The 24,175-nt window shown below is 73.1% G+C and carries 17 protein-coding genes; 7 read left to right on the top strand and 10 right to left on the bottom strand.

Going from position 1 to position 24,175, the window contains the following annotated elements; all coding sequences use genetic code 11:
- Window positions 1-96 precede the first annotated feature (96 nt).
- From ABZW17_RS24785 to ABZW17_RS24775, 3 genes are all read left to right on the top strand, one after another.
- A complete protein-coding gene (locus ABZW17_RS24785; protein ID WP_354818599.1) occupies window positions 97-1,500 on the top strand; it encodes an FAD-linked oxidase C-terminal domain-containing protein in 1,404 nt (467 codons plus the stop codon).
- Between the two features lie 79 nt (window positions 1,501-1,579).
- Complete coding sequence (locus ABZW17_RS24780) at window positions 1,580-2,245, top strand: glutamate racemase (RefSeq protein WP_354818596.1); 666 nt, start codon at window positions 1,580-1,582, stop codon at window positions 2,243-2,245.
- The gene (locus ABZW17_RS24775) at window positions 2,238-3,518 is read left to right on the top strand and encodes a PLP-dependent aminotransferase family protein (RefSeq protein ID WP_354818593.1); all 1,281 of its coding nucleotides are present in this window, start codon (window positions 2,238-2,240) and stop codon (window positions 3,516-3,518) included. Before ABZW17_RS24780 ends, ABZW17_RS24775 begins: the two co-directional genes overlap by 8 nt.
- 42 nt (window positions 3,519-3,560) lie before the next feature.
- Here the strand turns inward: ABZW17_RS24775 and ABZW17_RS24770 are convergent, their stop codons facing one another.
- Both ABZW17_RS24770 and ABZW17_RS24765 read right to left on the bottom strand, forming a co-directional pair.
- Window positions 3,561-4,124, bottom strand: coding sequence for a dihydrofolate reductase family protein (locus ABZW17_RS24770; RefSeq protein WP_354818590.1), 564 nt, complete (start codon window positions 4,122-4,124; stop codon window positions 3,561-3,563).
- A gap of 156 nt (window positions 4,125-4,280) precedes the next feature.
- Entirely contained in the window at window positions 4,281-5,426 is a 1,146-nt protein-coding gene (locus ABZW17_RS24765; RefSeq protein ID WP_354818587.1) for a nucleotide disphospho-sugar-binding domain-containing protein, read from the bottom strand.
- 356 nt (window positions 5,427-5,782) lie between these two features.
- Here ABZW17_RS24765 and ABZW17_RS24760 point away from each other — a divergent pair, with 356 nt between their 5' ends.
- The 4 genes from ABZW17_RS24760 to ABZW17_RS24745 all read left to right on the top strand — a co-directional run bounded on the left by ABZW17_RS24760 (window position 5,783) and on the right by ABZW17_RS24745 (window position 15,650).
- The gene (locus ABZW17_RS24760) at window positions 5,783-7,303 is read left to right on the top strand and encodes an MFS transporter (protein WP_354818584.1); all 1,521 of its coding nucleotides are present in this window, start codon (window positions 5,783-5,785) and stop codon (window positions 7,301-7,303) included.
- A gap of 417 nt (window positions 7,304-7,720) precedes the next feature.
- A complete protein-coding gene (locus ABZW17_RS24755) occupies window positions 7,721-8,791 on the top strand; it encodes a methyltransferase (RefSeq protein ID WP_354818581.1) in 1,071 nt (356 codons plus the stop codon).
- Complete coding sequence (locus ABZW17_RS24750; RefSeq protein WP_354818578.1) at window positions 8,788-14,001, top strand: type I polyketide synthase; 5,214 nt, start codon at window positions 8,788-8,790, stop codon at window positions 13,999-14,001. The genes ABZW17_RS24755 and ABZW17_RS24750 overlap by 4 nt, the downstream gene beginning before the upstream one ends.
- The gene (locus ABZW17_RS24745) at window positions 13,998-15,650 is read left to right on the top strand and encodes an AMP-binding protein (protein ID WP_354818575.1); all 1,653 of its coding nucleotides are present in this window, start codon (window positions 13,998-14,000) and stop codon (window positions 15,648-15,650) included. Before ABZW17_RS24750 ends, ABZW17_RS24745 begins: the two co-directional genes overlap by 4 nt.
- A gap of 113 nt (window positions 15,651-15,763) precedes the next feature.
- Here the strand turns inward: ABZW17_RS24745 and ABZW17_RS24740 are convergent, their stop codons facing one another.
- The 8 genes from ABZW17_RS24740 to ABZW17_RS24705 all read right to left on the bottom strand — a co-directional run bounded on the left by ABZW17_RS24740 (window position 15,764) and on the right by ABZW17_RS24705 (window position 24,007).
- Window positions 15,764-17,164: a nucleotide disphospho-sugar-binding domain-containing protein gene (locus ABZW17_RS24740; RefSeq protein ID WP_354818572.1), complete on the bottom strand. Its 1,401-nt coding sequence runs from the start codon at window positions 17,162-17,164 to the stop codon at window positions 15,764-15,766.
- A gap of 84 nt (window positions 17,165-17,248) precedes the next feature.
- Entirely contained in the window at window positions 17,249-18,133 is an 885-nt protein-coding gene (locus tag ABZW17_RS24735; RefSeq protein WP_354818569.1) for an alpha/beta hydrolase, read from the bottom strand.
- A 76-nt stretch (window positions 18,134-18,209) separates the two neighbouring features.
- Window positions 18,210-18,536 (bottom strand): hypothetical protein, encoded by a 327-nt coding sequence (locus ABZW17_RS24730; protein WP_354818566.1) that lies wholly within the window; start codon window positions 18,534-18,536, stop codon window positions 18,210-18,212.
- The gene (locus tag ABZW17_RS24725; protein ID WP_354818563.1) at window positions 18,523-19,575 is read right to left on the bottom strand and encodes an RNA polymerase subunit sigma-70; all 1,053 of its coding nucleotides are present in this window, start codon (window positions 19,573-19,575) and stop codon (window positions 18,523-18,525) included. The genes ABZW17_RS24730 and ABZW17_RS24725 overlap by 14 nt, the downstream gene beginning before the upstream one ends.
- A gap of 186 nt (window positions 19,576-19,761) precedes the next feature.
- The gene (locus tag ABZW17_RS24720) at window positions 19,762-20,190 is read right to left on the bottom strand and encodes a DoxX family protein (protein WP_354818560.1); all 429 of its coding nucleotides are present in this window, start codon (window positions 20,188-20,190) and stop codon (window positions 19,762-19,764) included.
- A gap of 173 nt (window positions 20,191-20,363) precedes the next feature.
- The gene (locus ABZW17_RS24715; RefSeq protein WP_354818557.1) at window positions 20,364-21,587 is read right to left on the bottom strand and encodes a class I SAM-dependent methyltransferase; all 1,224 of its coding nucleotides are present in this window, start codon (window positions 21,585-21,587) and stop codon (window positions 20,364-20,366) included.
- Window positions 21,588-21,626: 39 nt separating this feature from the next.
- A complete protein-coding gene (locus ABZW17_RS24710; RefSeq protein ID WP_354818554.1) occupies window positions 21,627-22,610 on the bottom strand; it encodes an NAD-dependent epimerase/dehydratase family protein in 984 nt (327 codons plus the stop codon).
- Window positions 22,610-24,007, bottom strand: coding sequence for a nucleotide sugar dehydrogenase (locus ABZW17_RS24705; RefSeq protein WP_354818551.1), 1,398 nt, complete (start codon window positions 24,005-24,007; stop codon window positions 22,610-22,612). The genes ABZW17_RS24710 and ABZW17_RS24705 overlap by 1 nt, the downstream gene beginning before the upstream one ends.
- Window positions 24,008-24,175 lie beyond the last annotated feature (168 nt).

Raw genomic sequence — 24,175 nt, 5'->3', positions numbered from 1 at the left:
GCACCCGGCCACCGGTCGTTTCCCCGCTTTCCTCCCGGCTGCGGACTTCGCGCCGCGGCCTGTCGCGCCGCCGGGGAGGTCGTTAGCTTGGGTGATATGGCCTCCCCTGTCGACGACCTGCTGGCGGTGCTGCCCGCCGACCGGGTGCACACCGACCCGGACCTGCTGTCCGCCCACAGCCGCGACGAAGCCGACCTGTGCGACGCCGGCACCCCGCTCGCCCTGGTGCGCCCGCAGGACACCGCGGAGGTCGCCGCGGCCGTCCGGGTGGCCGCCGCGCACGGGATCCCGGTCGTCCCGCAGGGGGCGCGGACCGGGCTCGCCGGCGGCGCCAACGCCGTCGACGGCGCCCTGGTCGTGTCGCTCACCGGGCTGAACCGGATCCTCGAGATCGACCCCGGCGAGCGGATCGCCGTCGTGCAGCCGGGCGTGGTGAACGCCGAGCTGCGCCGGGCCGTCGCCAAGGAGGGCCTGTACTACCCGCCGGACCCCGGGTCCTGGGAGTCCTCGACCATCGGCGGCAACGTCTCGACCGACGCGGGCGGGATGTGCTGCGTCAAGTACGGCGTCACCAGCGAATACGTGCTCGGCCTGGAGGTCGTGCTCGCCGACGGCGAGGTGCTGCGCTGCGGCCGCCGCACGGTGAAGGGCGTCGCGGGCTACGACCTGACGCGGCTGTTCGTCGGCGCGGAGGGCACCCTCGGCATCATCACCGAGATCACCGTCCGGCTCCGGCCCGCGGCCGAGCCCGCCCTCACGCTGGTGGCGGTGTACCCGGACCTGCCGGCCGCCGGCCGGGCGGTGTCGGCGGTGACCGCCGGGGGCCACGTGCCGAGCATGCTGGAACTGCTGGACCGCACGCACCTGCGGGCGATCGAGGCGCACCGGCCGATGGGCCTGGACACCGGGGCCGCGGCGATGCTGCTGATCGCGGCCGACACCGGCGACCGCGCCGCGGCCGACCTCGAGCGGATCGCCGCGTGCTGCCGGGAGGCCGGGGCGAGCGAGCTGTACGTCGCCGGGGACGCGGCCGAGGCCGAAGCGCTGACCGCCGCCCGCCGGCTCGCCCACCCGGCGATGGAACAGCTGGCCCGGGCGGCGTTCCCCGGCGGCCGCGGCGGGCTCGTCGTCGACGACGTCGCCGTGCCGCGGTCGCGGATCGTCGACCTCGTCACCGGCGTCGAGGCGATCGCCGCCCGGCACGACGTGCTGGTGGGCGTGGTCGGGCACGCCGGGGACGGGAACCTGCACCCGGTCATCGTCGTCGACCGGGCGGATCCGTCCAGTGTGGACCGGGGCCGGGTGGTGTTCGACGAGATCATGCGGCTGGGCCTGTCCCTCGGCGGCACCTGCACCGGCGAGCACGGCGTCGGCCTGCTCAAGCGGGACTGGCTCGCGCACGAGCTCGGCCCCGCCGGCGTCCGGGTCCACCGGGCGCTCAAGGCCGCGCTCGACCCGGCCGGGATCCTCAATCCCGGCAAGGTGATCGCCCCGGGCTGAGGGCAACCGAGGAGACGGCGGCGGCCGGGTCCGCTTGGGAGGATCCAGGGAGCGGATCTTCGGCGGGACGGAGGCGGCGATGGCGTGGGACGGCGGCCCGGTGGCGGTGATCGCCGGCACCCCGTACGACTCCGGCCTGGGGGCCGCGTTGCTGCAGGCGCAGGGCGTGCCCGCGGTCCCGTACGCCATGGCGGCCTCGCCCGACGAGCAGGACGCGTTGCAGTACAAGGATCCCGGTGCGCTGTCGGCCGCGTTCCACGACCGGCTCGGCCGGTTGCGGGCGCAGGGGACGCCGCTGGCGATGCTGTTCTGCAACTCGCTGGCCTCGGTGGTGGACCACGACGACACCGCGATTCCCGTGGTCTCCCCGGTCACGGTCTACCGGGAACAGCTGCCGGTCCTGCGCTCGTCGCTGGCCGTCACCGGGAACGCGAACGCCGCGCTCGGCGTCGAACGGACCGTCCGGCTGGCCAACCCGGACCACCGCGTGCTGGGGGTCTCGGATCCCGCGCTCGTCCGCGGGATCGAGGCCGGCGACCCGGAGGCGGCCTTCGCGGCCTCGCACCTGCCCACCACCCTGCGCCTGGCCGAGCGCCTCGGCCTGGACGCGGTCGTCCTGGCCTGCACGCACTTCACGGCCATCCTGCCGTTCGTGACCGCCGCCTGCGCCCTGCCCGTCATCGACGTCGGCACCCGGCTGGTCGAGCTGACCCGGCGGGCCGCCGGATTGGGGAACCATGACTGACCTGTCCCGCGCCGACCTGCACGTGTCGGTCTCCGACCCGGTGGCGACGTCGATGAACTTCCTCAACGAGGTCGCCGGCCGGTACCCGGACGCGATCTCGCTCGCCGCCGGGCGGCCGTACGACGGCTTCTACTCGACCGGCGACATCGCCCGGTACCAGCAGTCCTACCTGGACCACCTGCGGGCCGGCGGGCTCGACGAGGCCGGCGTGCGCCGGCTGCTGCTGCAGTACGGGCGCACCAACGGCCAGCTCGGCGCGCTGATCGCCCGGATGCTGGAGACCGACGAGGGCATCGTGGTGCCGCCGGAGGCGGTGATGGTGACCTCGGGCTGCCAGGAGGCCATGGTCGTCGCCCTGCGGTCGCTGTGCGCGGGGCCGGACGACGTCGTGCTCGTGACCGACCCCTGTTACGTCGGGCTGACCGGCGCGGCGCGGATCCTCGGCGTCGAGGTGGTCCCGGTCCCCGAGGGACCCGGCGGGCTCGACCCGCAGACGGTCGCCGACGTCGCCCGGCGCGTCCGCGCGGCGGGCAAGCGGCCGCGGGCGCTGTACCTGGTCCCGAACTTCTCCAACCCGTCCGGGGTTTCGCTGCCCGTGCCGACCCGCCGGCTGCTGCTCGACACGGCCGCCGAGCAGGACCTGCTGCTGCTCGAAGACGACCCGTACGGGTTGTTCGGGCTGGACGACGAGCCGCGCCCGACGCTGAAGTCCCTCGACACCGACGGGCGCGTGCTCTACCTCGGCTCGTTCGCGAAGTCCGTCTTCCCCGGCGCGCGCGTGGGGTTCCTCGTCGCCGACCAGGCCGTGGTCGACGAGCAGGGCGGACGCACGCTGCTGGCCGAGGAGATGTCGGCCGTGAAGAGCATGCTGACGGTGAACACCTCGCCGATCGCGCAGGCGGTCATCGGCGGCGTGCTCGTCGAGTCCGGCGGCAGCCTGCGCGCGGCCAACCGGGACAAGATCACGTTCTACCGCAACAACCTGCGAACCCTGCTCGCCACGCTGGAAGAGTGCTTCCCGCGCGCCGGCCGCGTGGTGCGCTGGAACGTGCCGAGCGGTGGCTTCTTCGCCGTCGTCGACGTGCCGTTCCGCGCCGACGAAAAACTCCTGGAGCTCTCCGCCGAGCAGTTCGGCGTGCTGTGGACGCCGATGAGCTTCTTCTACGCCGACGGCGGCCACCACGCCCTCCGCCTGTCCTGCAGCTACCTGGAAGCGGCCGAAATCGCGGAGGGCGTGCGGCGGCTGTCCCGGCTGGTCGCCGAGCACGCCTGAGCGGGTGGGGCGGGTGCGCGGTCCGCCCCACGCACCCGGCCCTCACCTGACGACGCGGTAGAGCATCCGGAAGGTCTCCGGGCCCTCCTTCGTGTGCACCAGCTCGAGCTCCTGCTGGGCGCCGATGTGGTCGAACAGCCGGATGCCCGAGCCGAGCAGCACCGGCACGACGTGCAGCCACAGCTCGTCGACCAGGCCGGCCTTGAGGCACTGCTGGATGACGTCGGCGCCGCCCATCACGCCCACCGAGCGGCCGCCGGCGACCTCGGACGCCTTGGCCATCGCGGTTTCGATGTCACCGGAAACGAAGACGAACCGCGACCACTCGCCGGACTTCACCTTTTCCGGGACGTCGTGCGAAAGAATGACGTACGGCACCGGAACGGGCGGGTTGCCGCTCCACGCCCCGGACACCTCGTACGTGCGCCGCCCGGCGAAAATCGCCCCGAACTCGTTCTTCTCGAACAGTTCCCGCGCTTCGGCGGTGTATTCGTCGTCCGCGCCGATGCTCGTGAACGCCCATCGGTGCAGGCGTTCCACGTCATCGTCCGGCGTGGCGATGAACCCGTCCAGCGACACCGTGATGTCGACGATGACCTTTCCCAATATCCCGCTCCCTTTCGCGCGCAGTAATCGAAACGATCCGGGCGAGCATACCGTCACACCCGGACGACACCGGTTCGATCGGGCACCTTCGGAGGTTCGGAAGGAATTGTCCCCGGCGCAACTCCGAGCGTGCTCTCTTTTTTCCGCGCGCGGGGGTCAGGCGGCGTTCGACCGGCGGTCCGCGGCCAGCGCCGTCAGGTCGGCCGCCACCTCGGCCAGCGACGGCTGCCGGGCGATCTCGGCCGCGATCCCGGCCGCGGCCTGGCGGAACACCGGCCGGCCCAGCAGCTCCGCGCAAAGGTCGGCGACCGTGGCCGGGTCCGCCTCGCCGGGCGGCAGCTGCAGGCCCGCGCCCGCCGTCACCACCGCGGCCGCGTTGTCCAGCTGGTCGTCGAAGGCCGGCAGGACCAGCTGCGGCCGGCCCGCGCCCAGCGCGGTCAGCGACGTGCCCTGCCCGCCGTGGTGGATGGCGAGGTCACAGGCCCGCAGCACGTGCGACAGCGGCAGCCGGCCGACGTGCGTGGCCACCGCGGGCAGCGGCGGCCAGCCGGCCGCGACCTCGTCCTCGACCGCCACCACGACGTCCGCTTCGAGCCGGGCCAGTTCCCGCAGCATCGGGATGACCACGCCGGACACGCCGTCGATGCCGAGGCGGGGCAGCACCGTGCCCAGCGTGAGGCAGATCCGCGGCCGGCTGCGCGGCTGCCACACCCAGGCGGGGACCCGGGCCTGGCCGTCGTAGGGCACGTTGCGCATCCGGCGCTGGGTGAGCGCGTGCGACCGGCGCATGCTGGGCGGCCACGGGTTCAGCACGGTGACCGGCGGCGGCACCGACGGCAGGCCCAGGCCCGCCAGGTGCGGCCCGAGCTCGTCCCCGGCCGCCGCCCGGTATTCGCGCAGCAGCGGGATCCCCCACTGCAGCTCCACCGAGGGCACGCCGAACACCGACGCCGCCACCGGGCCGGCCGCCTCCGCGCGCTCGCTGAGCACCAGTTCCGGCCGCCACGACTCCACGATGGACAGCAGGCCGGGCAGGTTCTGCGCCGCGTTGCGGCCGAACACGCGCCCGTTGCCGTACCGCCGCTCGGCCAGCCGGCCGGGCTCGCCCTCGGCCGCGAACCCGGTGAAGTCCGCCGCCGGTCCACACGAGACGGACGGGAGGCCGGCCCGCAGCACCTCCGGCACGAAGTCGTCGGCGACCGCCACGAGCACCTCGTGGCCGAGCCCGCGGAACGCCCACGCGAGCGGCACGAGCGGATAGAAATGGCCACACAGGGCCGCGGACGTGAACAGGACCCGCATGCGTTTCTCCCCCGTCCGGCCGGCGGTTCGCCTTGGTGCGGACCTTAGGTCCGCGCCGGTGGCGAGCTCGTCTCCGCCGCTGCGGTGTCGGCGCAACGGCGGAGATGCGGGCCGTCCCGGACGGCGCGATGGTCGGTGGCGCGCAGCCCTTCCGCTCGGACGCACTGCGCATTCCTGAAGGTGCCGCGAACGGGGTGTTTCCGCGAAGATGGTTCGCGCTCCGTCGCACGTGCGGCATCCGACGCGGACAATCGGCAGAGCAAGACGAGAGGACTGGAAAAGTGACTGGCGAACAGGGTCCGCCTCTGGCAGGGCGGCGGGAATGGATCGGGCTGGCGATTCTCGCCCTGCCCACCATGCTGACGATGCTCGACAACGGCGTGTTGTTCCTCGCGGTTCCCCACCTGAGCGAAAGCCTGGGTGCGAGCAGCCTGGAACAGCTGTGGATCACCGACATCTACGGCTTCCTCATCGCCGGCTTCCTCGTCACCATGGGCACGTTGGGTGACCGGATCGGCCGGCGCCGGCTGCTCCTGATCGGGGCGGCGGCCTTCGGCCTGCTGTCGATCGTCGCGGCCTACTCGAAGAGCCCGGAAATGCTCATCGTCGCCCGGGCGTTGATGGGTGTGGCGGGGGCGACGATCATGCCGTCGACCCTCGCGTTGATCATGAACATGTTCCCGCACCCGAAGCAGATGGGTGCGGCGATCGGGATCTGGTCCACGGCCATGATGGCCGGCGTGGCCCTCGGCCCGGTGATCGGTGGCGCGCTGCTGAACTCGTTCTGGTGGGGTTCGGTGTTCCTGATCGGCGTGCCGGTCATGGTGCTGCTGCTGGCGGCGGGCCCGTTCCTGCTGCCGGAGTCGAAGAACCCGCACGCGGGCCGGGTCGACCTGTTCAGCGTCGCGCTGTCGCTGGCCGCGATCCTGCCGTTCATCTACGGCCTCAAGGAACTGGCCCGCTCCGGCGCCGGTGCCGTCCAGATCATCGCGGTGGTCGTCGGCGTCGTGTTCGGCATCGTGTTCGTGCTGCGGCAGCGCAGCCTGGACCACCCGCTGCTGGACATCCGGCTGTTCGCCATCCCCGCGGTGAGCGGCTCGCTGATCCTCAGCATCCTGGTGGCCTCGGTGCAGGGCGGCGCGGCCTTCCTGCTGACCCAGCACATGCAGCTGGTCGACGACCTGTCGCCGCTCGCGGCCGGGCTGTGGATGCTGGTGCCGTCGTTCGCGCTGATCTTCGGCATCCAGATCGTCACGAACCTGTCGGCGAAGGTGCGCCCGGCGTTCCTGCTGATCGGCGGAGCCCTCATTTCCGCCGTGGGCATGGTGCTGCTGACGCAGGTCAGCGTCGGCGGGCTCGGCACCCTGATCACCGGCCTGAGCATCGTGTTCCTCGGGGTGAGCCCGGTCGGCCCGCTGGTCAGCCAGCTGGTCATGCGGGCGGCCCCGCCGGAGCGCGCGGGCTCGGCGGCCTCCCTGGCCTCCACCGGCGGCGAGCTCGGTCTGGCCCTGGGCATCGCGGCCCTGGGCAGCCTCGCGACGGCGGTGTACCAGTCCAAGGTGACGGTGCCCGCGAACGTGCCGGCGGACGTGGCCGGCCCGGCGAGCGAAAGCATCGCCGGAGCGTTCGTCGGAGCGGCGAAGCTCCCGGGCGACATCGCGAGCAGCCTCCTGACGACGGCTCGCGAAGCGTTCAACTCCTCGGTCTCCCTGGCCGCCACGATCTGCGCGGTCGCGTTCGCCGCGCTGGCCGTGCTGACCTACGCGACCCTGCGGGCCCTCGCCCCCTTGGGCGCCCCGGGCGGCCCCCCGCCGGAGGAGGAAGCACCGGCACCGGCCGACCAGGAGGACGGCCAGGTACCGACCACAGCGGTCTGACCCCCGCAGCACGACGACAAGTGGCCCCGCCCCCAGCGGGGCCACTTTCGTTGTGCCGTAAGGAATCAGCCACAGCCACAGCCAGCCACAGCCTCACCGGCGGCCAAAGCCCACAGCGTCACCGAAAGAGGCACGCACAACCCGACCCCAAAGGAACCCAGGCCCCCCCCGCAACCCCGATCCGAAGCCCGAACACGGCCGGCGGTGCCGGGTCAAGGCATCTTTCCCGCCTTGACGCGGTACCGCCGGCCGTAGTCACAATCAGGCTTCGGGGTTGCAACAACGCCCCAATGCCTCAGCAAAGAGATCCCCCGCAGGGATCGCATGAACGGAGTCGAGCGGCAAGCCCCCCGCGGAAGACCATGGACGCCAGGTGTGTCGCATCCGAAAGCGACGTAGCTAACCGACGGAGGAACCATGGCGGACAGTCGCAAGGTAACCATCACTGAGGCCGACTATCTGCGGATCCTGGTCCACGGCACCTCCGCGTTCGAGGTGCTGCGCACCGCCCTCGAGTTCGAGCTGTTCGAGAAGCTGGACGCGGCGGGTGGCATGGACGTCGACGAGACGGCGGCCGCGCTCGGGGTCGAGCGCCAGCCGGCCCGGATCCTGCTGCTGGGGCTCGCTTCGCTGCTGCTGCTGGAAAAGCAGGGCGACAAGTACGTCAACAGCAAGATGGTCGAGCGCAAGCTGCTGCGTGGGGGCGAGCGTTTCCTCGGCCCGCTGATCGACATCCAGGCGAAGATCATCAACGCCACGATGGTCGACTTCGCCGAGTCCATCCGGCAGAACACCAACGTCGGCCTGCGCCGGCTCGAAGGCCCGGGCGACACCCTCTACGAGCGCCTCACCGCGACCCCGGACCTGCAGAAGGTGTTCTACGACAACATGGGCGACGCGTCGCGGCGGGCGTTCGCGCAGATCCTGGAGAAGTACGACTTCTCCGGCATCCGCCACGCCATCGACCTCGCGGGCGGCGACGGCAGCAACTCCGTGGAGCTGGCCAAGCGCTACCCGCAGCTCGAGATCACCGTCATGGACCAGGAGAGCGTGACGCAGCTGGCCGCCGGCCGCATCGAGGACCCGGACGTCCGCAAGCGCGTGCACTTCCACGCCGGTGACATCCTCCACGACGCCTACCCCGAGGGCGCGGACGCGATCTTCGTGTTCCACATCTTCGAAATCTGGTCGCTGGAGCGCAACACCGAGCTGCTGCGCCGGTGCTACGACGCGCTGCCCGAGGGTGGCGTCTGCCTGGTCTACAACTGGGTCTGCAACGACGAGGGCACCGGGTCGATGGCGGCCGGGCTGGTCTCGCCGTACTTCCTCACGCTCGCCTCCGGCGAGGGCATGACCTACGCGCCGGCCGACATGGAGCGCGCCGCGCTCGACGCCGGGTTCGCGCGCGTCGACCTGCACCAGGACATGGGCTTCAGCCACGCGCTCGTCGTCGCCCACAAGGAAACCGCCGGCCAGGAGGGTCGATGACCGAGGGGCTCGAGCACTCCGGTGCACGGCCGGAGCCGATCGCCGTGATCGGGATGGCCTGCCGCTTCGCCGGCGGGATCGACTCGCCGGCGAAGTTCTGGCGGCTGCTGCGCGAGGGTGCGGACACGATCGGCGAGGTCCCGGAGGACCGCTGGGCGTGGTACGCGCGGCAGAGCGGCGCCCACGCGGCCGCGCTGCGCGATGTCACCCGGTCGGGCGCCTTCCTCGACGACATCAAGGGTTTCGACGCGGACTTCTTCGACCTCACCCCGCGTGAAGCCGCCTTGATGGACCCGCAGCAGCGGATCGTCCTGGAACTGGCGTGGGAGGCCCTGGAGCACGCGGGCCTCCCGCCGCGGTCGCTCGCCGGCACCGACACCGGCGTCTTCATGGGTGTCGGCGCCGACGACTACGGCCGCCGGCTGCTGGAGGACCTGCCGCGGATCGAGGCCTGGACCGGCATCGGCAGCTCGTACTGCGCGGTGGCCAACCGGGTCTCCTACGCGCTGGATCTGCGCGGCCCGAGCGCGGTGGTGGACACCGCGTGCTCGTCGTCGCTGGTGTCCATCCACCTGGCGGCCCAGGCCCTGCGCGCGGGCGAGTGCCCGGTGGCGCTGGCCGGCGGCGTGCTGGTGATGGCCGCGCCCGGGCTTTCGCTCGTCCTGGACGCGGCCGGGGCCACCTCGCCCGACGGCCGCTGCAAGTCCTTCGCCGCCGACGCCGACGGCTACGGCCGCGGCGAGGGCGGCGGCATGGTCGTGCTCAAGCGGCTGTCCGACGCCCAGCGCGACGGCGACCACGTGCTCGCCGTGCTGCGCGGCAGCGCGGTGCACCAGGACGGGCGCACGAACGGCATCATGGCCCCGAGCGGCGACGCGCAGGCCCACCTGATGCGCCGCACCTACGAGGCCGCGGGCATCGACCCGGCGACCGTCGGTTACGTCGAGGCGCACGGCACCGGCACGCGCGCGGGCGACCCGCTCGAGGCCGCGGCGATGGCGTCGGTGTTCGGCAAGGGCCGGGCCGCCGAAGAGCCGTGCCTGATCGGCTCGGTCAAGCCCAACATCGGGCACCTGGAGGCGGGCGCGGGCGTCGCCGGCGTCATCAAGGCCGTGCTGGCCCTGCAGCACGCCGAGATCCCGCCGAGCCTGAACTGCGAAACGCCGAACCCGGCCATCCCCTGGGACGAGGCCCGGCTGCGGGTGGTGACCGAGCCGACGCCGTTCCCGGTGCAGGCCGGCCCGCGCCGCGCCGGGGTCTCCGGGTACGGCTACGGCGGCACGATCGCGCACGTCATCCTCGAAGAGGCGGACGCGACCGCGGACCGCCCGGCCACCGAGGACACCGGGCCCGCGCTGTACCCGGTGTCCGGGGCCAGCGCCGAGGCGGTGCGGCAGAACGCGGGCCGGCTGGTCGGCTGGCTGACCGCGCACCGGGACACCGGCCTGGCCGACATCGGCCACACCCTGGCCGTGCGCCGCCCGCACCTGCCGCACCGGGCCGCGGTCTTCGCCGAGGACCGCACCGAGCTGATCAACCGGCTCGGCGAACTGGCCGTCTCCGGACCGGAGTCGGTCGCCGGCCCGGCCACCGGTACGGGCGCGGTCTGGGTGTTCTCCGGCCACGGTTCGCAGTGGGTCGGGATGGGCCGCGAGCTGATGGACACCGATCCCGCCTTCGCCGCGGTGCTCGACGAGATCGACCCGGTCTTCGTCGCCGAGCTGGGGGTTTCGCCGAAGGCCGTCGTGCGGTCCGACGCCCGGCAGCCGGTGGACGTCATCCAGCCGATGATCTTCGCGATGCAGGTGGCGCTGGCCGCGGCCTGGCGCGCGCGCGGCCTGCGCCCGGCGGCGGTGCTCGGGCATTCGGTCGGCGAGATCGCCGCGGCGGTCACCGCCGGGGTGCTGACCCTCGACGAGGGTGCCCGGCTGGTCTGCCGCCGCTCGGCGCTGCTGCGCCGGGTCGCCGGGCAGGGCGGCATGGTGATGGTGGCGCTGCCGCCCGAGGAGGTGGAGCGCCGGCTGGCCGGCCGCACCGACCTCGCGGTCGCGGTCGCCGCGGCCACCACGTCGACCGTGGTGTCCGGGGAAGTCACCGCGATCCAGGAGTTCACCGAGCGGCTGCGGGCCGAAGGCACCGGCGGCCGGCTGGTCGACTCGGACGTCGCCTTCCACAGCGCGCAGATGGACCCGCTGCTCGACGAGCTGGCGGCGGCCGCGGCCGACCTCGACCCGCGGCCGGCCACCGTCCCGCTCTACAGCACCGCGCTGGCCGACCCGCGCACGGAAAGCCCGCGCGACGGCGCCTACTGGGCCGCCAACCTGCGCAACACCGTGCGGTTCGTGCAGGGGCTGACCGCCGCCCTGGAGGACGGCCACCGGCTGTTCCTCGAGGTGTCGCCGCACCCGGTCGTCGAGCACTCGATCAACGAGACGTTCGACGGCCTCGGCATCACCGACGGGTTCGTCACCCACACGCTGCGGCGGGCCAAGCCGGAGCGCGAAACCCTGCTGACCAACCTCGGCCTGCTGCACGGGCAGGGCGCCGACGTCGACTGGCGGGCCCTGTGGCCCGAAGGCGGCGTCGCCGACCTGCCCACGACCGCGTGGCAGCACAAGCCGCACTGGGCGGAGGAACCGGACGCACCCACGGCACTGGCCGAGCACCACGACGTCACCGGGCACACGCTGCTCGGCGGGCGGACCGTGGTGCGCGGCACCACGCCGGCGCACGTCTGGTCGACCCGGCTGGACCGCGAGTCGCGGCCCTACCCCGGCAACCACCCGGTGCGCAGCGTCGAGATCATCCCGGCCGCCGTGCTGCTGAACACCTTCGCCACCGCGGCGGCCGCCGTCGGCCCGCAAGCCGACCTGGCCGAGGTCGCCCTGCGCGTCCCGGTCAGCGTCACCAGCACGCGGGACCTGCAGGTGGTGCTGCAGGACGGCACGATCCGGCTGTCGAGCCGGCTGAGCGGGCGCGGGACGCCCGGCGGGGACGCCGCCGAGCAGGGCTGGGCCACGCACACCACGGCCAGCCTGGAACCGCGGACGGACCCGGCGGCGGAACCGGCCGTCGAGGCCACCACGGCCGAGGACCTGCCCGCCGGGTTCGTGATCGAGCGGCTGGCTTCCCTCGGCGTCGCCGCCATGGGCTTCCCCTGGGTCGTGGAGCACCTGCGCCGCGGCGAGGGCACGCTCGTGGCCACCGTCCGCGCGGACCCCGACCCGGAAGCCCGGCCGGGCACCTGGGCCTCGGTCCTCGACGCCGCCCTGTCGACGGCGTCGGTCGTGTTCACCGGCGAGCCGATCCTGCGGATGCCCGCGCACATCACGCGGGTTTCGCTGGCCGCCGCGTCACCCGCGCAGGCCACGATCACCGTGCGGCAGACCGGCGAGCTCACCGTGGACGTCGAGATCGCCGACGACGGCGGGGTCGTGGTGGGCCGGCTGGCCGGCCTGCGCTACGGCGTCCTGGACGGTGCCCCGTCGGGCGACGCCGGCACCGGCGTCGGCCCGCACAAGCTGGTCCACCCCCTCGGCTGGGCGCCCTTGGAGCGCACGGAACCGCAGGAGCGGCGGGCCGCGGTGCTGGTCGGGCCGGACAGCGCGCTGATCGGACGGCTCACCGAACGGCTGGCCGGCGCGTCGGTGCCGTTCCGCGTCGTCGGCGGGCCGGACGAGCTGACCGACGAGGAGCTGACCGGCGAGCACGACGTCCTGGTCGTGCCGGGCCGGGCCCGGCCGGCGACGGTCGCTTCGGCGGCCGCCGAGGCGTCGTGGCTGCTCTCGGCCACCGCCCAGCGGCTGGCCTCGGCGCAGGCGCGGCTCTGGTGCGTCACGCAGGGGGTGCGGTCCGCGGTGGACGCGGCCGCGCTCGCGCACGCGTCGGCGTGGGGCGTCGGCCGGATCATCGGCGGCGAGCACCCGGAGATCTGGGGCGGGGTCGTCGACGTCGGCGACTCCCCCGCGGACGTCCCGGCCCTGCTCGACGTGCTGACGACGGCCCGCGGCGAGGACGTCGTCGCGATCCGCGACGGCGAGGCGCTGGTCCCCCGGCTGCTCCCGCTCGACGGCGAACCGGCCGGACGGCCGCGTGGCTGCCAGCCGGACGGCACCTACCTGGTCACCGGCGGGCTGGGCGTGCTCGGCCTGCGGGTCGCGCAGTGGCTGGCCGACCGGGGCGCGCGGCGCCTCGTGCTCGCCGGCCGGGGCGGGCTCCCGCCGCGCGACACCTGGGACAGCGTCTCGGATCCCGGCGAAAAGGCGAAGCTCGACGCCGTGCGCTCCCTGGAGCGGCTCGGTGTCACGGTGGTCCCGGTCGCGGTCGACATCGCCGACCACGACGAGGCCGCCCGGCTGCTCGCCCCCGCCGCGCTCGGGCTGCCGCCCGTGCGCGGGGTGGTGCACGCGGCCGGCGTGCTGGACAACCGCGAGCTGCGCACGCTCGACGAGGAGTCGCTGCGCACGGTGCTGCGGCCCAAGGTCGACGGCGCGCTCACGCTGCACCGGCTGTACCCGCCGGGGAGCGTGGACTTCTTCGCGCTGTTCTCCTCCAGCGGTTACCTGCTCGGCCTGCCCGGGCAGGCCAGCTACGCGGCGGCCAACGCGTTCCTCGACGCGCTCGCCGCGCACCGGCGCGCCGCCGGGGACACCGGGACGACCAGCTTCGGCTGGACGTCGTGGCGCGGGCTCGGCATGTCGACCTCGTCGGAGATCATCGACGTCGAGCTGGCCGCCCGCGGCACCGCGGACATCGCCCCGGCCGACGCGTTCGCCGCGTGGGAGCTGATCGAGCGGCACGAACTCGGCTACGCGGCCGTGCTGCGCACGGTGCCCCTGGGCCCGGGCGACCGGCGGCTGCCGCTGCTTTCGGCGCTGCCGGAGGACACGACGGGTCAGGACGGCGAGCCGGAGCACGACGAGCCGTGGGCCGGGCTGACCGGGCCGGAGCTGACGGCGGTGCTGACCGCGGAGATCCGCGACCAGGTGTCGGCGGAGACGAAGCTGCCGGCCGACGAGGTGGACGCGCGCCGTCCGCTGGTCGAGATGGGGCTGGACTCGGTGATGACGGTCCGGATCCGCCGTGGTCTCGAACGGCGGTTCGGGTTGCAGCTGCCGTCGACGCTGTTCTGGGACCGGCCGACCGTCGAGGCCGTGGCCGAGCTGCTCACCGAGCGGCTCGACCCGGCGGAACTGGAGCAGGCGGCGTGAGCGAACCCCGGCCGCACCACGGGATCGACGAGCGGGTCACGCCGTGGCCCGCCGACCTGGCGCACGCCTACCGGGCGGCCGGCTGCTGGCGCGGCCGGCCACTGGGCTCCTACCTGTGGGAATGGGCGGCGCGCCGGCCCGACCGGGTCGCGGTGGTGGACGGCGACGTCCGGCTCACCTACCGCGAGCTCGCCGAGCACGCCGACGGCCTGGCCACCGGCCTGGCCGCGAGCGGGCTCGCCCGCGGCGACACGGTGCTGGTGCAGCTGCCGAACCAGTGGGAGTTCGTGGTCGTCACGCTCGCCTGCTTCCGGCTCGGCGTGGTACCGGTGATGATGCTGCCGCCGCACCGCGAGCACGAGCTGGCCTCGATCGGCGCGCACGTCGGGGTGAAGGCGATCTTCGTGCCGGACACCTGGAAGGGCTACGACCACCAGGACCTCGCCGAGCGGGTCGCGGCCACGCTGCCGCACCCGGTGCGGGTGCTGGTGGTGGGCGACGAGGTCCGGGCGGGCCACGTCGACGTGCGGGGCCTGATCAAGCAGTCCGGCGACCCGGCCGCCCGGCGGGAGTGGCTGGACGAGCACGCGCCGTCCGGTTCGGACGTGGCCGTCTTCCTGCTTTCGGGCGGGACGACGGGCACGCCCAAGGTGATCGCCCGCACCCACGACGACTACGAGTACAACATCCGCCGGTGCGCGGCGGCGTGCGGGTTCCGGCCGGACACGGTGTACCTGGCGGTGCTCCCGGCCGGGCACAACTTCCCGCTCGCCAACCCGGGCATCCTGGGCGCGCTGTACGCCGGCGGCCGGGCGGTCCTGCTGCCCTCGCCGCGGCCGGACGCGGTGTTCGAAGCGATCGAGGCGGAAGGCGTCACGGTCACCTCGGCGGTCCCGGCGGTCGCGCTCCGGTGGATCGAGGCGGCCGCGGGCACCACCCGCGACCTGAGCAGCCTGCGGCACCTGCACGTGGGCGGCTCGGTGCTGGCCCCGGAGGTGGCGGCGCGCATCGGGCCGGCACTGGGCTGCGGGCTGCAGCAGGTGTACGGAATGGCGGAGGGCCTGGTCTGCTACACGGCACCGGACGCACCCGACGAGGTGGCGCACGGCACGCAGGGCAAGCCGATCAGCCCGTTCGACGAGCTGCTGCTGGTGGACGTCGACGGCGAGCCGGTGGGCCCGGGCGAGGTGGGCGAGCTGCTCACGCGCGGGCCGTACACGCCCCGCGGCTACTTCGGCGTCCCGGAGGTCAACCGCCAGGTGTTCACCCCGGACGGCTGGTTCCGCACGGGCGACCTGGTCCGCATCACCCCGGCGGGCGACCTCGTGGTGTGCGGCCGGGTTAAGGACCTGATCAACCGCGGCGGCGAGAAGATCTCGGCGGCCGAGGTGGAACTCCTGGCCCAGGAGCTCCCGGCGGTCGCGGAGGCGGCGGCGGTGCCGATGCCGGACCCGGAGCTGGGCGAGCGCGTGTGCCTGTTCGTCCGCCTGCACCCCGGGTTTTCGCTGACGCTGCAGGAACTGTGCGCAGCGCTGACGGCCCGCGGCCTGGCGGCGTTCAAGCTCCCGGAGCGCCTGGAGGTGCTGGAAGCGTTCCGGCACACGGCGGTCGGCAAGGCGGACAAGAAGGTGCTGCGAGAGCTGCTTTAGTCCTGCCACAACGGCAATCGGGGCCCGGCGTGCGCGCCGGGCCCCGATTTCGTTGTCCCGGAACGCCGAAAGGCCCCGCACGCAACGGCGTGCGGGGCCTTTCCCTGAACGGGTCAGCGAGAGCAGTGGTGCGCGGCCAGGACCTCCAGCGTGGAAACGATGTCATTCGGCCCCGGCGTCGCCAGCCACTCGTCGTGCAACGCGCGGGCCCCGTCGCGGTAGGACGAGTTCTCCACGACCTGCTGGATCAGCTTCCGCATCTCCTCCACCGACTGCGTCTTGTGGTTGAGCCGCTCGCCGGCGCCGTGGTTCATCACGAACGTCGACGTCCAGGTCGCCTCGACCTTCTTGTCCGGCATCGCGTACTCGATGCTGCCGTCCTCCTGGACCGTCACCACCACGCGGGCCGCTTCGCCGGTGTCGAAGATCAGCTGCGGGATCTCCGCGCCGGTCGCCGCGGCCAGGGTGCCGATGCCGCCGTGGTGGATCAGGGCCGTGCACGTCGGCAGCAGCTGGGGCAGCGGCAGGTAGTGCACCGCGCGGACGTTGTCCGGCAGCGGCGGGATGCCCTTGAGCTGGCCCTCGCTCAGCGTCGCGACCACCTCGACGTCCAGCTCGCCCAGCGCCTCCATCAGCATGGTCAGCCGGACGACCTCCGGGTTCGCCTCGAACTCGAACGCGTTCTCGCCGCGCTCGGCCTCGTCCCGCACGTGCGAGCCGGCGTACGCCTGGCGCGTCGACACCCCGAGGGAGACCGCGACGCGCGGGCGCTGCGGCTTCTCGTACAGCCAGGCCGGCAGCTCGGACGCGCCCGCGAAGGGCACGTACCGGACCGGGACCGTCTTGGCGCTCGTCTGCATCCGCAGGCCGGGCGACACCGCGTCCAGCGAAAAGTGCCCGTACAGCAGGTCGTCGCCCATCTCGACGCCCAGCCGCTCCGCCACCGGCTTGATCATCGAGCCGAGCGGGTTCTCGTCGAGGCCGGCGGCGAGCACCTGCTCGCGGTGGCTGGCGAGCCGGTCGAGGCTCCACGCGTAGATGTCCGGGCCGAGCAGGAACCGGGCCTGCGCCGCACCGCACGCCTTCGCCGCGATGGCCGCGATCGGGAACGTCGGGTCGTAAACCACCAGGTCCGGCTGCCAGGTGCGGGTGAACTCCACCAGCTGGGCCGCCTCCGGGCGGTCCGGGCGCAGGTAGTCGCCGCACGGCAGCAGCATGTACTGGTAGAACACGTCCCACGCGTCGCGCTCGTGCGGCTCGATGGCCAGCGCCTGGGCGTAGCGGTCGATCTCGTCGCCGGCGCTCGGGAGACCGGCGTCCTCGAGGAAGCGGGCCTCGATGGCGTCCGGGTCGCCGAGCGGCACCGGTGTCAGCCCCGCGGCCGCGATGATGTTCGTCAGGCCGTGGAACGTCGCGACGCGCACGTCGTGGCCCGCGCTCTGCAGCGCCCACGCGGTGGTGGCGAACGGGTAGAAGTGCGCGTGTGCCGGGTAGCAGGCAAACAGGACGCGCATGGGGATCTCCTTCTCGTGGCGGGCTCGTGGGGCGAGTTCATCGAAGCGCCCGGACGTGCGGCGACGCATCTCCGCGGTTGCGAGCTATGGCGTGAGCAGTGCGGACAGGGCGTCGGCGAATTCGGCCGGGTGGGTCACGAACCCGACGTGACCGCCGGGGAAGTGGGTGATCGGGATGCCGAGCCGGGCCGAGAGCACCCGGTTGGGCTGGTACGGGAAGTCGTCGCGGGAGGTGTCGCCGCCGCCGAGCACCAGCCGGCCGGCGAGCGGCCGGAGGGCTTCGATGTCGGGGATCAGGGCGGGGTAGGCGCGGACCTCCCGCTCGAACCACAGCGTGTGGTTGGCCCGGATCCGGGCCAGCATCGCGGCCAGTTCGTCGGGCGGGAGCTGCGCGTCGTCCGGGGGTTTCGTGGTACCCCGCATGCCCATCCGCTCGCGGAAGACGCCCATCGCGACCGACGGCCCGGAGTCCTGGTAGGTCCGGTAGAGGCCGGCGTAGAACTCCAGCCACTGCGGGGCGTCCGGCAGGACCGACGCCAGCGGGGGCTCGTGCACGACGGCGGTGCCGACGCGGTCCGGGTGCCGCGTGAGCAGTTCCAGCGCGACGATGGCACCGGAGCTGCCGCCGAGCACGTCGGCCCGGCCGCCCGCGACCTGCTCGATGACGGCACGGGCGTCTTCGACGTCGGCCCGCACCCGGTCGGCGCCTTCGTCGGGGGCGTCGAGCGGGCTGCGCGAATAGGCGCGCTTGTCGTAGGTGACGACGGTGTGCCGGTCGGCGAGCGCCTCGGCGAGCGGGGTGTACGGGCCGCCGTCGCCGTTGCCGGTCGGGATCAGCAGCAGGGCGGGGCCGGTGCCGCGCACTTCGTAGTACAGGCTCGCGCCCGGCACTCGCAGCCGGCCGCTTTTGTCCACAGTGGATGGTCGGGGACCGCCACCGGATCCGGTGGCGAACCGCGGCTCGTTCATCAGCGCTCCGCTCCTCGCCGGTCCCGTCGAGTGTGGCCGGAACGGGGCCGGCGGGGCATCTCCTGGTGAGCCGGGTTCACCGGCCCGGAACCCGGTCCCCGTCCTCCGCGTCCTCCGCCGTCCGCGGGGCCGGGCAGCGCCGCGAAACCACCACCAGCACCGCCGGCTGCCCGTCACCGCCCCGGATCGCCGGGACCAGGGCCTTCGAAAACGCCAGCACCGAGCCCGCTCCGAAGCGGGCGCGGCCGCCGTCCGCCGTCAGGACCTCGAGCGTTCCCCGGCGGACCACGACCAGGCCCTCCGGCCAGCCCGGTCCGATCGCCTGCGGCCGATCCGGGGGAACCGTCACCTCGTGGCGGTCGAAGGCCGGGCGTGCCGGCGGGTCACGCTCATCGCGCCGCATCTCGCTCGCCCAGTTCCCACGTCGGCGGCAGGCCGAACGCGGCGAACACGTCCGGCATGAACGTGGTGATCTCCGCGACCTTGCCGTCGGCGAACCGCAGCACGTCCAGCGACTGGGCCCGGAACCGGTCGTCCCCCGCCCGGCGCACGTACTTCGCGCACGCCGGCTGGCGGTTGGCGCGGGTCGGCAGCACGCGGAACTCGCCGTAGCGGCCTTCGGCGACCGTTGCGCCGGCGAACTCGACGATCGCGTCGCGGCCCAGGAACGCCGCCGGGTGCGGGGGCATCGTCAGGCGGGCGTCCGCGCACAGCAGCTCGGTGATCGCGTCGAGGTCGACGCGCTCGTGGGCGTCCATGTACTGCTGCAGCAGGGCGCGCTCGGCCGTCGTCGGATCGGTGTCCGGCGCCCACTCCGAACGCTGCGGGGGCAGGTGCTCCTTGAGCGAGGCGCGGGCCCGCTGCAGCCCGCTGTTGGCCGACGCGACCGTGATCCCGAGCAGCTCGGCGGCGTCCTTGGCCGGCCAGCCCAGCACGTCCCGCATCACCAGGATCGCGCGCTGGCGCGGGGGCAGGTACTGGATCGCGGTCAGGAACGCGAGTTCGATCGTCTCCTTGGCGATGACGACCGCCTGCGGGTCGTCCTCGGCCGAGGCGGCCTCGTCCAGCAGCCGGTCCGGCACCGGCTGCAGCCACGGCACCTCGCCCGGCGACGCCGTCGATTCGGCCGACGGCCCGAGGTCGGCCGGCACGGCCTGGCGGCCGCGGCGGTCGAGGTGGTCGAGGCAGGCGTTGGTGGCGATCCGGTACAGCCACGAGCGGAACGCCGAGCGGCGCTCGAAGCTCGCCCGCTTGTTCCACGCCCGCAGGAACGTCTCCTGCACCATGTCTTCCGCGTCGTCGAGCGAGCCGAGCATCCGGTAGCAGTGCACCTGCAGTGCCGCCCGGTACCGCTCGACGAACCCGCCGAACGCCTCCCGGTCTCCCGCCAGGGCGGCGGCGACCTGCGTGCGGTCCTCGTCGACCGTTCCCTGTGTACTCATGAAATCCTCCGTGATCGATTCACGCGAAAGACCTGGACCGCGTTTCCGCCACGACCATACGGCGTAATGTGACGGCCGATCACCTCGCTGTGATCCCGCCTGCCGGTTTGCCCGCAAAAAGCGCATTCTCCGAGAAGCGCCGCGGCCGTCCCGCACGGCGGCGGGCGGGACGGCCGCGTCCGCCGGTCATCGCCGGAACCGGTTCACCAGCTCGGCGGTGCGGCCGCGACGGCCCCACGCGACCACCGCGGCGACCACGAACAGCACGATGGTGATGGTGGGGTTCGTGTGCAGCACGACGATGTTGGTGATGGTCGCACCGACGCTCAGCGCCGCGAGGCCGAGCCCGGCCAGGCCGCACAGCGCCGGGATCGCCAGGCCGATCGCGCCCGCCAGCTCCAGCACGCCGGTCAGCACGCGGAACCACTGCCCGGCGCCGATCTCGGCGAACATGTCGACCATCTGCGGGTTGGCGGTGACCTTGGCGATGCCGGCCAGCGCGAATTCGGCCAGCAGGCCGATCTGCAGCACCCACAGGACGATGTTCAGCCCCTTGCCCGGGCGCTTCTCCGTGGTGGCCGGGACCTGCCGGGTGGCAACGTTCTGCTGCGTCATGACGATCTCCCTCGTTTCGGTGTCCGGCGTGTTCGCCGCCTCTGCCCAATACGACGGCGGGGCTCGCCGAAACTCATCGGTCATCGGGTGAATTCGCCACAAAAAGGCCCTGAGCAGCAGAAAAGGGGCCGCCACCGGATCACTCCGGTGGCGGCCCCTGTTTCCGGCCTGGCTCAGATCACCTCGACGTCGGGCACGAAGCGGATCCACTTCCCGCCCGCCGCGCGGAACGCCTGCTCCTTGGCCATGATCTCCTCGGCGTGGTTCCACGCGAACAGCAGCGCGTAGTCCGGGTACGGGTCGGCGAAGTCCGCCGGCGGGCGCACCGGCAGGTGCGAGCCGGGCAGCAGGCGGCCCTGCTTGGCCGGCGTCGAGTCGCACACGAACGGCACCAGGTCGGTGCCGATGCCGCAGTAGTTGGTCACCGTCGAGCTCTTGCCGGGGGCGCCGTAGCCGACGACCCGCTTGCCGTCCGCCTTGAGCTGCCGCAGCAGCGTCATCAGGTCGTCGCGGATGCGGGCGACGTTGCGGCCGAACTCGGCCAGCGTGGCCGGCTCGTTGAGCTTCGTCGACTCCTCCTCGGCCAGCAGCGCCACCAGCCGCTCGGACGGCACCCGCGCGCCAGGACGGGCGATCGTGTACCGCACCTCGCCGCCGTGCATGGCGATGCGCTCGGCGTCGACCAGCTCGAACCCGAACCGCTCGGCCATCGCCTGCACCGAGGCCACGCTGAAGTAGAACACGTGCTCGTCGTAGATCTGGTCGAACGCCATCCCGCTGACGATCGTCTCCAGGTACGGCTCCTCGAAGACGAACACCCCGCCCGGGGTCAGCAGCTTGTCCAGGCCGCGGAACACCGAGTCCATGTGGGCGATGTGGCAGATGGTGTTGGCGCCGAAGACGACGTCGGCGGGGCCGTGCTCGGCCCGCACCGCGGCCGCGGTGTCCTCGTCGAAGAACGCCGACAGCACCCGCACCCCCTTCTCCCGCGCGATGTCGGCGACGTTCCCGGACGGCTCGACACCCAGGTGCCGGACGCCCGCGGCGGCGATGGTGCCGAGCATGACACCGTCGTTGCAGCCGATCTCGACGATGAACGGGTCGGGCCCGGTCAGTTCCGCTTCGAGGAAGTGCCGGGCGTCGGCCGCGAAGTGGTCGCGGTGGCTGGCGGAGCCGGACGCGTGGTAGCGGTAACCCGCGTGGTAGCGCAGTTCCTGCGGCACCACGGTGACCAGCTGGACCAGGCGGCAGCGGGTGCAGGCGCCGACCGCGAGGCGGAACCGGAACTCCCCGGCCACCTCCTCGGGCAGCAGGAACCCGTTGGCCGTGGGCTGATCACCCAGGTCGGCGAACTCGAGCACCGGTGCGTCGCAGACCCGGCAAGTGGTTTCTTCCATCGCTGTAATCACTGTCCTTTCGCGACCGGCGGCCGGCCGTCAGACGGCTCCGTTGTCGGCGAGGGCGAGCCACCAGTCGCTCGCCCGGGCCCACTCGATGGTCTTGGTCAGTCCGTCCCGCAACGAGGTTTCCGGCCGCCAGCCGAGGATCCGGCCCGCCTTGGCGTTGTCCGGCACGCGGCGCAGCAGGTCCTCGTACGACGACCCGAGCTTCTCCGCGGTGTCGACCTCGACCGTGCCGGGGGCGCCGGTCAGCTCGGCGACGAGCCGGACGACCTCGCCGACCGTGGTCTCGACCATGCTGCCGATGTTGAACGCCTCGCCGACCGCGCCGGGGTGCTCCGCCGCGAGCAGCGTGCCCTCGACCGCGTCGTCGATGTAGGTGAAGCAGCGCGTCTGCACGCCGCGGTCGTAGATCACCAGCGGCTTGCCGTTGAGCGCGCGGTGCACCGACCGGCTGACGACGTACGCCGGACGCTGCCGGGGGCCGTAGACGTTGAAGTACCGCACGATCGTCGCCTCGATGCCGTGCTGGCGCGCGTAGGCGTAGGTCAGGTGCTCCGCCAGCGCCTTGCTCGAGGAGTAGGACCAGCGGTCCGACGACGTCGGGCCGAGCACCCGGTCGCCGTCCTCGCGCCACGGCACGGTCGGGTTCTTGCCGAACACCTCGCTGGTCGAGCTGAGCACCACCCGCGCGCCCGCGGCGTCGGCGGCCTCGAGCACGTTGCGGGTGCCGGTGAAGTTGATGTCGACCACGTCGAGCGGACGCGCCAGGTACTGGTCCACGCCGACCACGGCGGCGAGGTGGAACACGACCTCGGTGCCGGCCGCGGCCCGGGCGAGGGCCGCGGCGTCCCGGAGGTCGCCTTCGACGACCCGGACGCCCTCGCGGACTTCGCGCGGCGCGACGGCGTCGAACACGGTGACCTCGTCGCCGCGGTCCAGCAGGCGTTCGACGAGGTGGTGGCCGATGAACCCGGAGCCGCCGGTGACCAGGACCCGGCGTGCGCTGCGTCCCGCCATCAGCCGGCCTCCGCCCACTCGACGCCGGATTCGAGGTCGCGCAGCGCGCTCCCCCGGCCGATCCCGCGGTAGGTGTAGCCCGCGGCGACCAGCTCGGCGATCCGCTCCTTCGAGTAGTACGCGCGCCCGTCGAGCAGGACGCACCTGGGCGCCACCGGCAGGGCCGCGAAGTCGATGTCCTCGAAGTCCCGGTGCAGGGCCAGCACGGCGATGCAGTCGGCGTCGCGGACCGTGTCGGCCACCGACGTCGAAGGCGCGATGCCGAACATCGGCTCGACCTGCTTCGCCTCCACCAGCGGGTCGTACACGCGCACGGTCGCGCCCGCCTTCTTCAGCGCCTTCACGGTCGCTTCCGTCGGCGTCGCCCGCAGGTCGCCGGTGTTGTTCTTGAACGCCAGGCCGAGCACGCCGATGACCGACCGCGCCGGGTCCTTGCCCTGGCGGACCAGCTCGTCGATGGCCAGCTGGGCGGCGTACTCCGGCATGCCCGCGTTGACCTCGCGGCCGGTGGGTGCGGTGCGGATGTCGACCCCGTGCTCCTGGGCGGACTTCCAGACCATCCACGGGTCCTTGGTCAGGCAGGAGCCACCGACGCCGACGCTCGGCAGCAGGATGTTGACGTTCCCGGTGCCCTTGGGGATCGTGTTGGCCGCGGAAACGACGTCGAGCACGTCCACGCCGTAGATGGCGCAGAACTTGGCGAGCTCGTTGGCCAGCGCGATGTTCAGGTCGATCCACCAGTTGCTGGCGAGCTTGATGATCTCCGCCGCCTCCAGCGAGTCGCGCTGGATGACCTCGACGCCCAGGCCGCGCCGCCAGAACTCGACGGCCGCCTCGACGCAGTCGGGGCCGTACCCGCCGGCGACGATCGGGAACGCGCGCAGCTCGGCGAGCGCGGTGCCCTCGGCCAGCCGCTCCGGGGTGAACGCGAGGCCGAAGTCGACACCGCCGCGCAGGCCGCCGCCTTCCAGCTCGGGAAGCACGACCTCCCGCGTGGTGCCGGGCGGGACGGTGCTCTTGAGCACCACGAGCTGCCCGGGCCGCAGGTGGGTGCGCAGCTGGCGGCACGCGCCGACGAGCTGCTCCGAGGACAGCGAACCGTCGTCGCGCACCGGCGTGCCGACGCAGATCAGGATCACGTCCGCGGCCGCCGTCTCGGCGAAGTCGGTGGTGACCCGCAGCCGTCCCGCTTCCATGCCGCGGAAGACCATGTCGGGCAGACCCGCTTCCTCGATCCGGAAGTAGCCCCACGAAAGCTCTTCGACGAGCTGCGGGTCGCTGTCGACCGCAACGACGTCGAAGCCGCGGTCGGCGAGCGTCGCGGCGACGCACGAGCCCACGTAGCCGAAGCCGATCACGGCCACCGTGATCGGCTTGTTCTCAGACAGGAAACGCATCCGTGTCTCCAATCGAATGTCGCGGTCCGGACAGCCGGCCGCCTGGCACCCAGGGTCACGGACCGTCGCCACCGGCGGCCTCTCCTCGGTTGCCGGTGCGGTGAACAGAGCACACCGGGAGGAGGCCCGGCCGAGCCCGCACTCCGGGAGGTGTGCCCCGGGCGCGCG

This window comes from Amycolatopsis sp. NPDC004625, from assembly GCF_040609695.1.
Classification (GTDB): domain Bacteria; phylum Actinomycetota; class Actinomycetes; order Mycobacteriales; family Pseudonocardiaceae; genus Amycolatopsis.
The sequence above is the reverse complement of the archived record's forward strand: the minus strand, read 5'-3'. Positions and strand labels throughout refer to the sequence as shown.

Excerpts from the sequence above, each read along its gene's own strand:
- ABZW17_RS24705 (WP_354818551.1), bottom strand. The coding sequence starts at position 24,007 with ATGCGTTTCCTGTCTGAGAACAAGCCGATCACGGTGGCCGTGATCGGC.
- ABZW17_RS24740 (WP_354818572.1), bottom strand. The coding sequence starts at position 17,164 with ATGCGCGTCCTGTTTGCCTGCTACCCGGCACACGCGCACTTCTACCCG.
- ABZW17_RS24715 (WP_354818557.1), bottom strand. The coding sequence starts at position 21,587 with ATGGAAGAAACCACTTGCCGGGTCTGCGACGCACCGGTGCTCGAGTTC.
- ABZW17_RS24750 (WP_354818578.1), top strand. The coding sequence starts at position 8,788 with ATGACCGAGGGGCTCGAGCACTCCGGTGCACGGCCGGAGCCGATCGCC.
- ABZW17_RS24775 (WP_354818593.1), top strand. The coding sequence starts at position 2,238 with ATGACTGACCTGTCCCGCGCCGACCTGCACGTGTCGGTCTCCGACCCG.
- ABZW17_RS24785 (WP_354818599.1), top strand. The coding sequence starts at position 97 with ATGGCCTCCCCTGTCGACGACCTGCTGGCGGTGCTGCCCGCCGACCGG.
- ABZW17_RS24765 (WP_354818587.1), bottom strand. The coding sequence starts at position 5,426 with ATGCGGGTCCTGTTCACGTCCGCGGCCCTGTGTGGCCATTTCTATCCG.
- ABZW17_RS24710 (WP_354818554.1), bottom strand. The coding sequence starts at position 22,610 with ATGGCGGGACGCAGCGCACGCCGGGTCCTGGTCACCGGCGGCTCCGGG.
- ABZW17_RS24760 (WP_354818584.1), top strand. The coding sequence starts at position 5,783 with ATGCTGACGATGCTCGACAACGGCGTGTTGTTCCTCGCGGTTCCCCAC.
- ABZW17_RS24720 (WP_354818560.1), bottom strand. The coding sequence starts at position 20,190 with ATGACGCAGCAGAACGTTGCCACCCGGCAGGTCCCGGCCACCACGGAG.
- ABZW17_RS24755 (WP_354818581.1), top strand. The coding sequence starts at position 7,721 with ATGGCGGACAGTCGCAAGGTAACCATCACTGAGGCCGACTATCTGCGG.
- ABZW17_RS24735 (WP_354818569.1), bottom strand. The coding sequence starts at position 18,133 with ATGAACGAGCCGCGGTTCGCCACCGGATCCGGTGGCGGTCCCCGACCA.
- ABZW17_RS24730 (WP_354818566.1), bottom strand. The coding sequence starts at position 18,536 with ATGCGGCGCGATGAGCGTGACCCGCCGGCACGCCCGGCCTTCGACCGC.
- ABZW17_RS24780 (WP_354818596.1), top strand. The coding sequence starts at position 1,580 with ATGGCGTGGGACGGCGGCCCGGTGGCGGTGATCGCCGGCACCCCGTAC.
- ABZW17_RS24725 (WP_354818563.1), bottom strand. The coding sequence starts at position 19,575 with ATGAGTACACAGGGAACGGTCGACGAGGACCGCACGCAGGTCGCCGCC.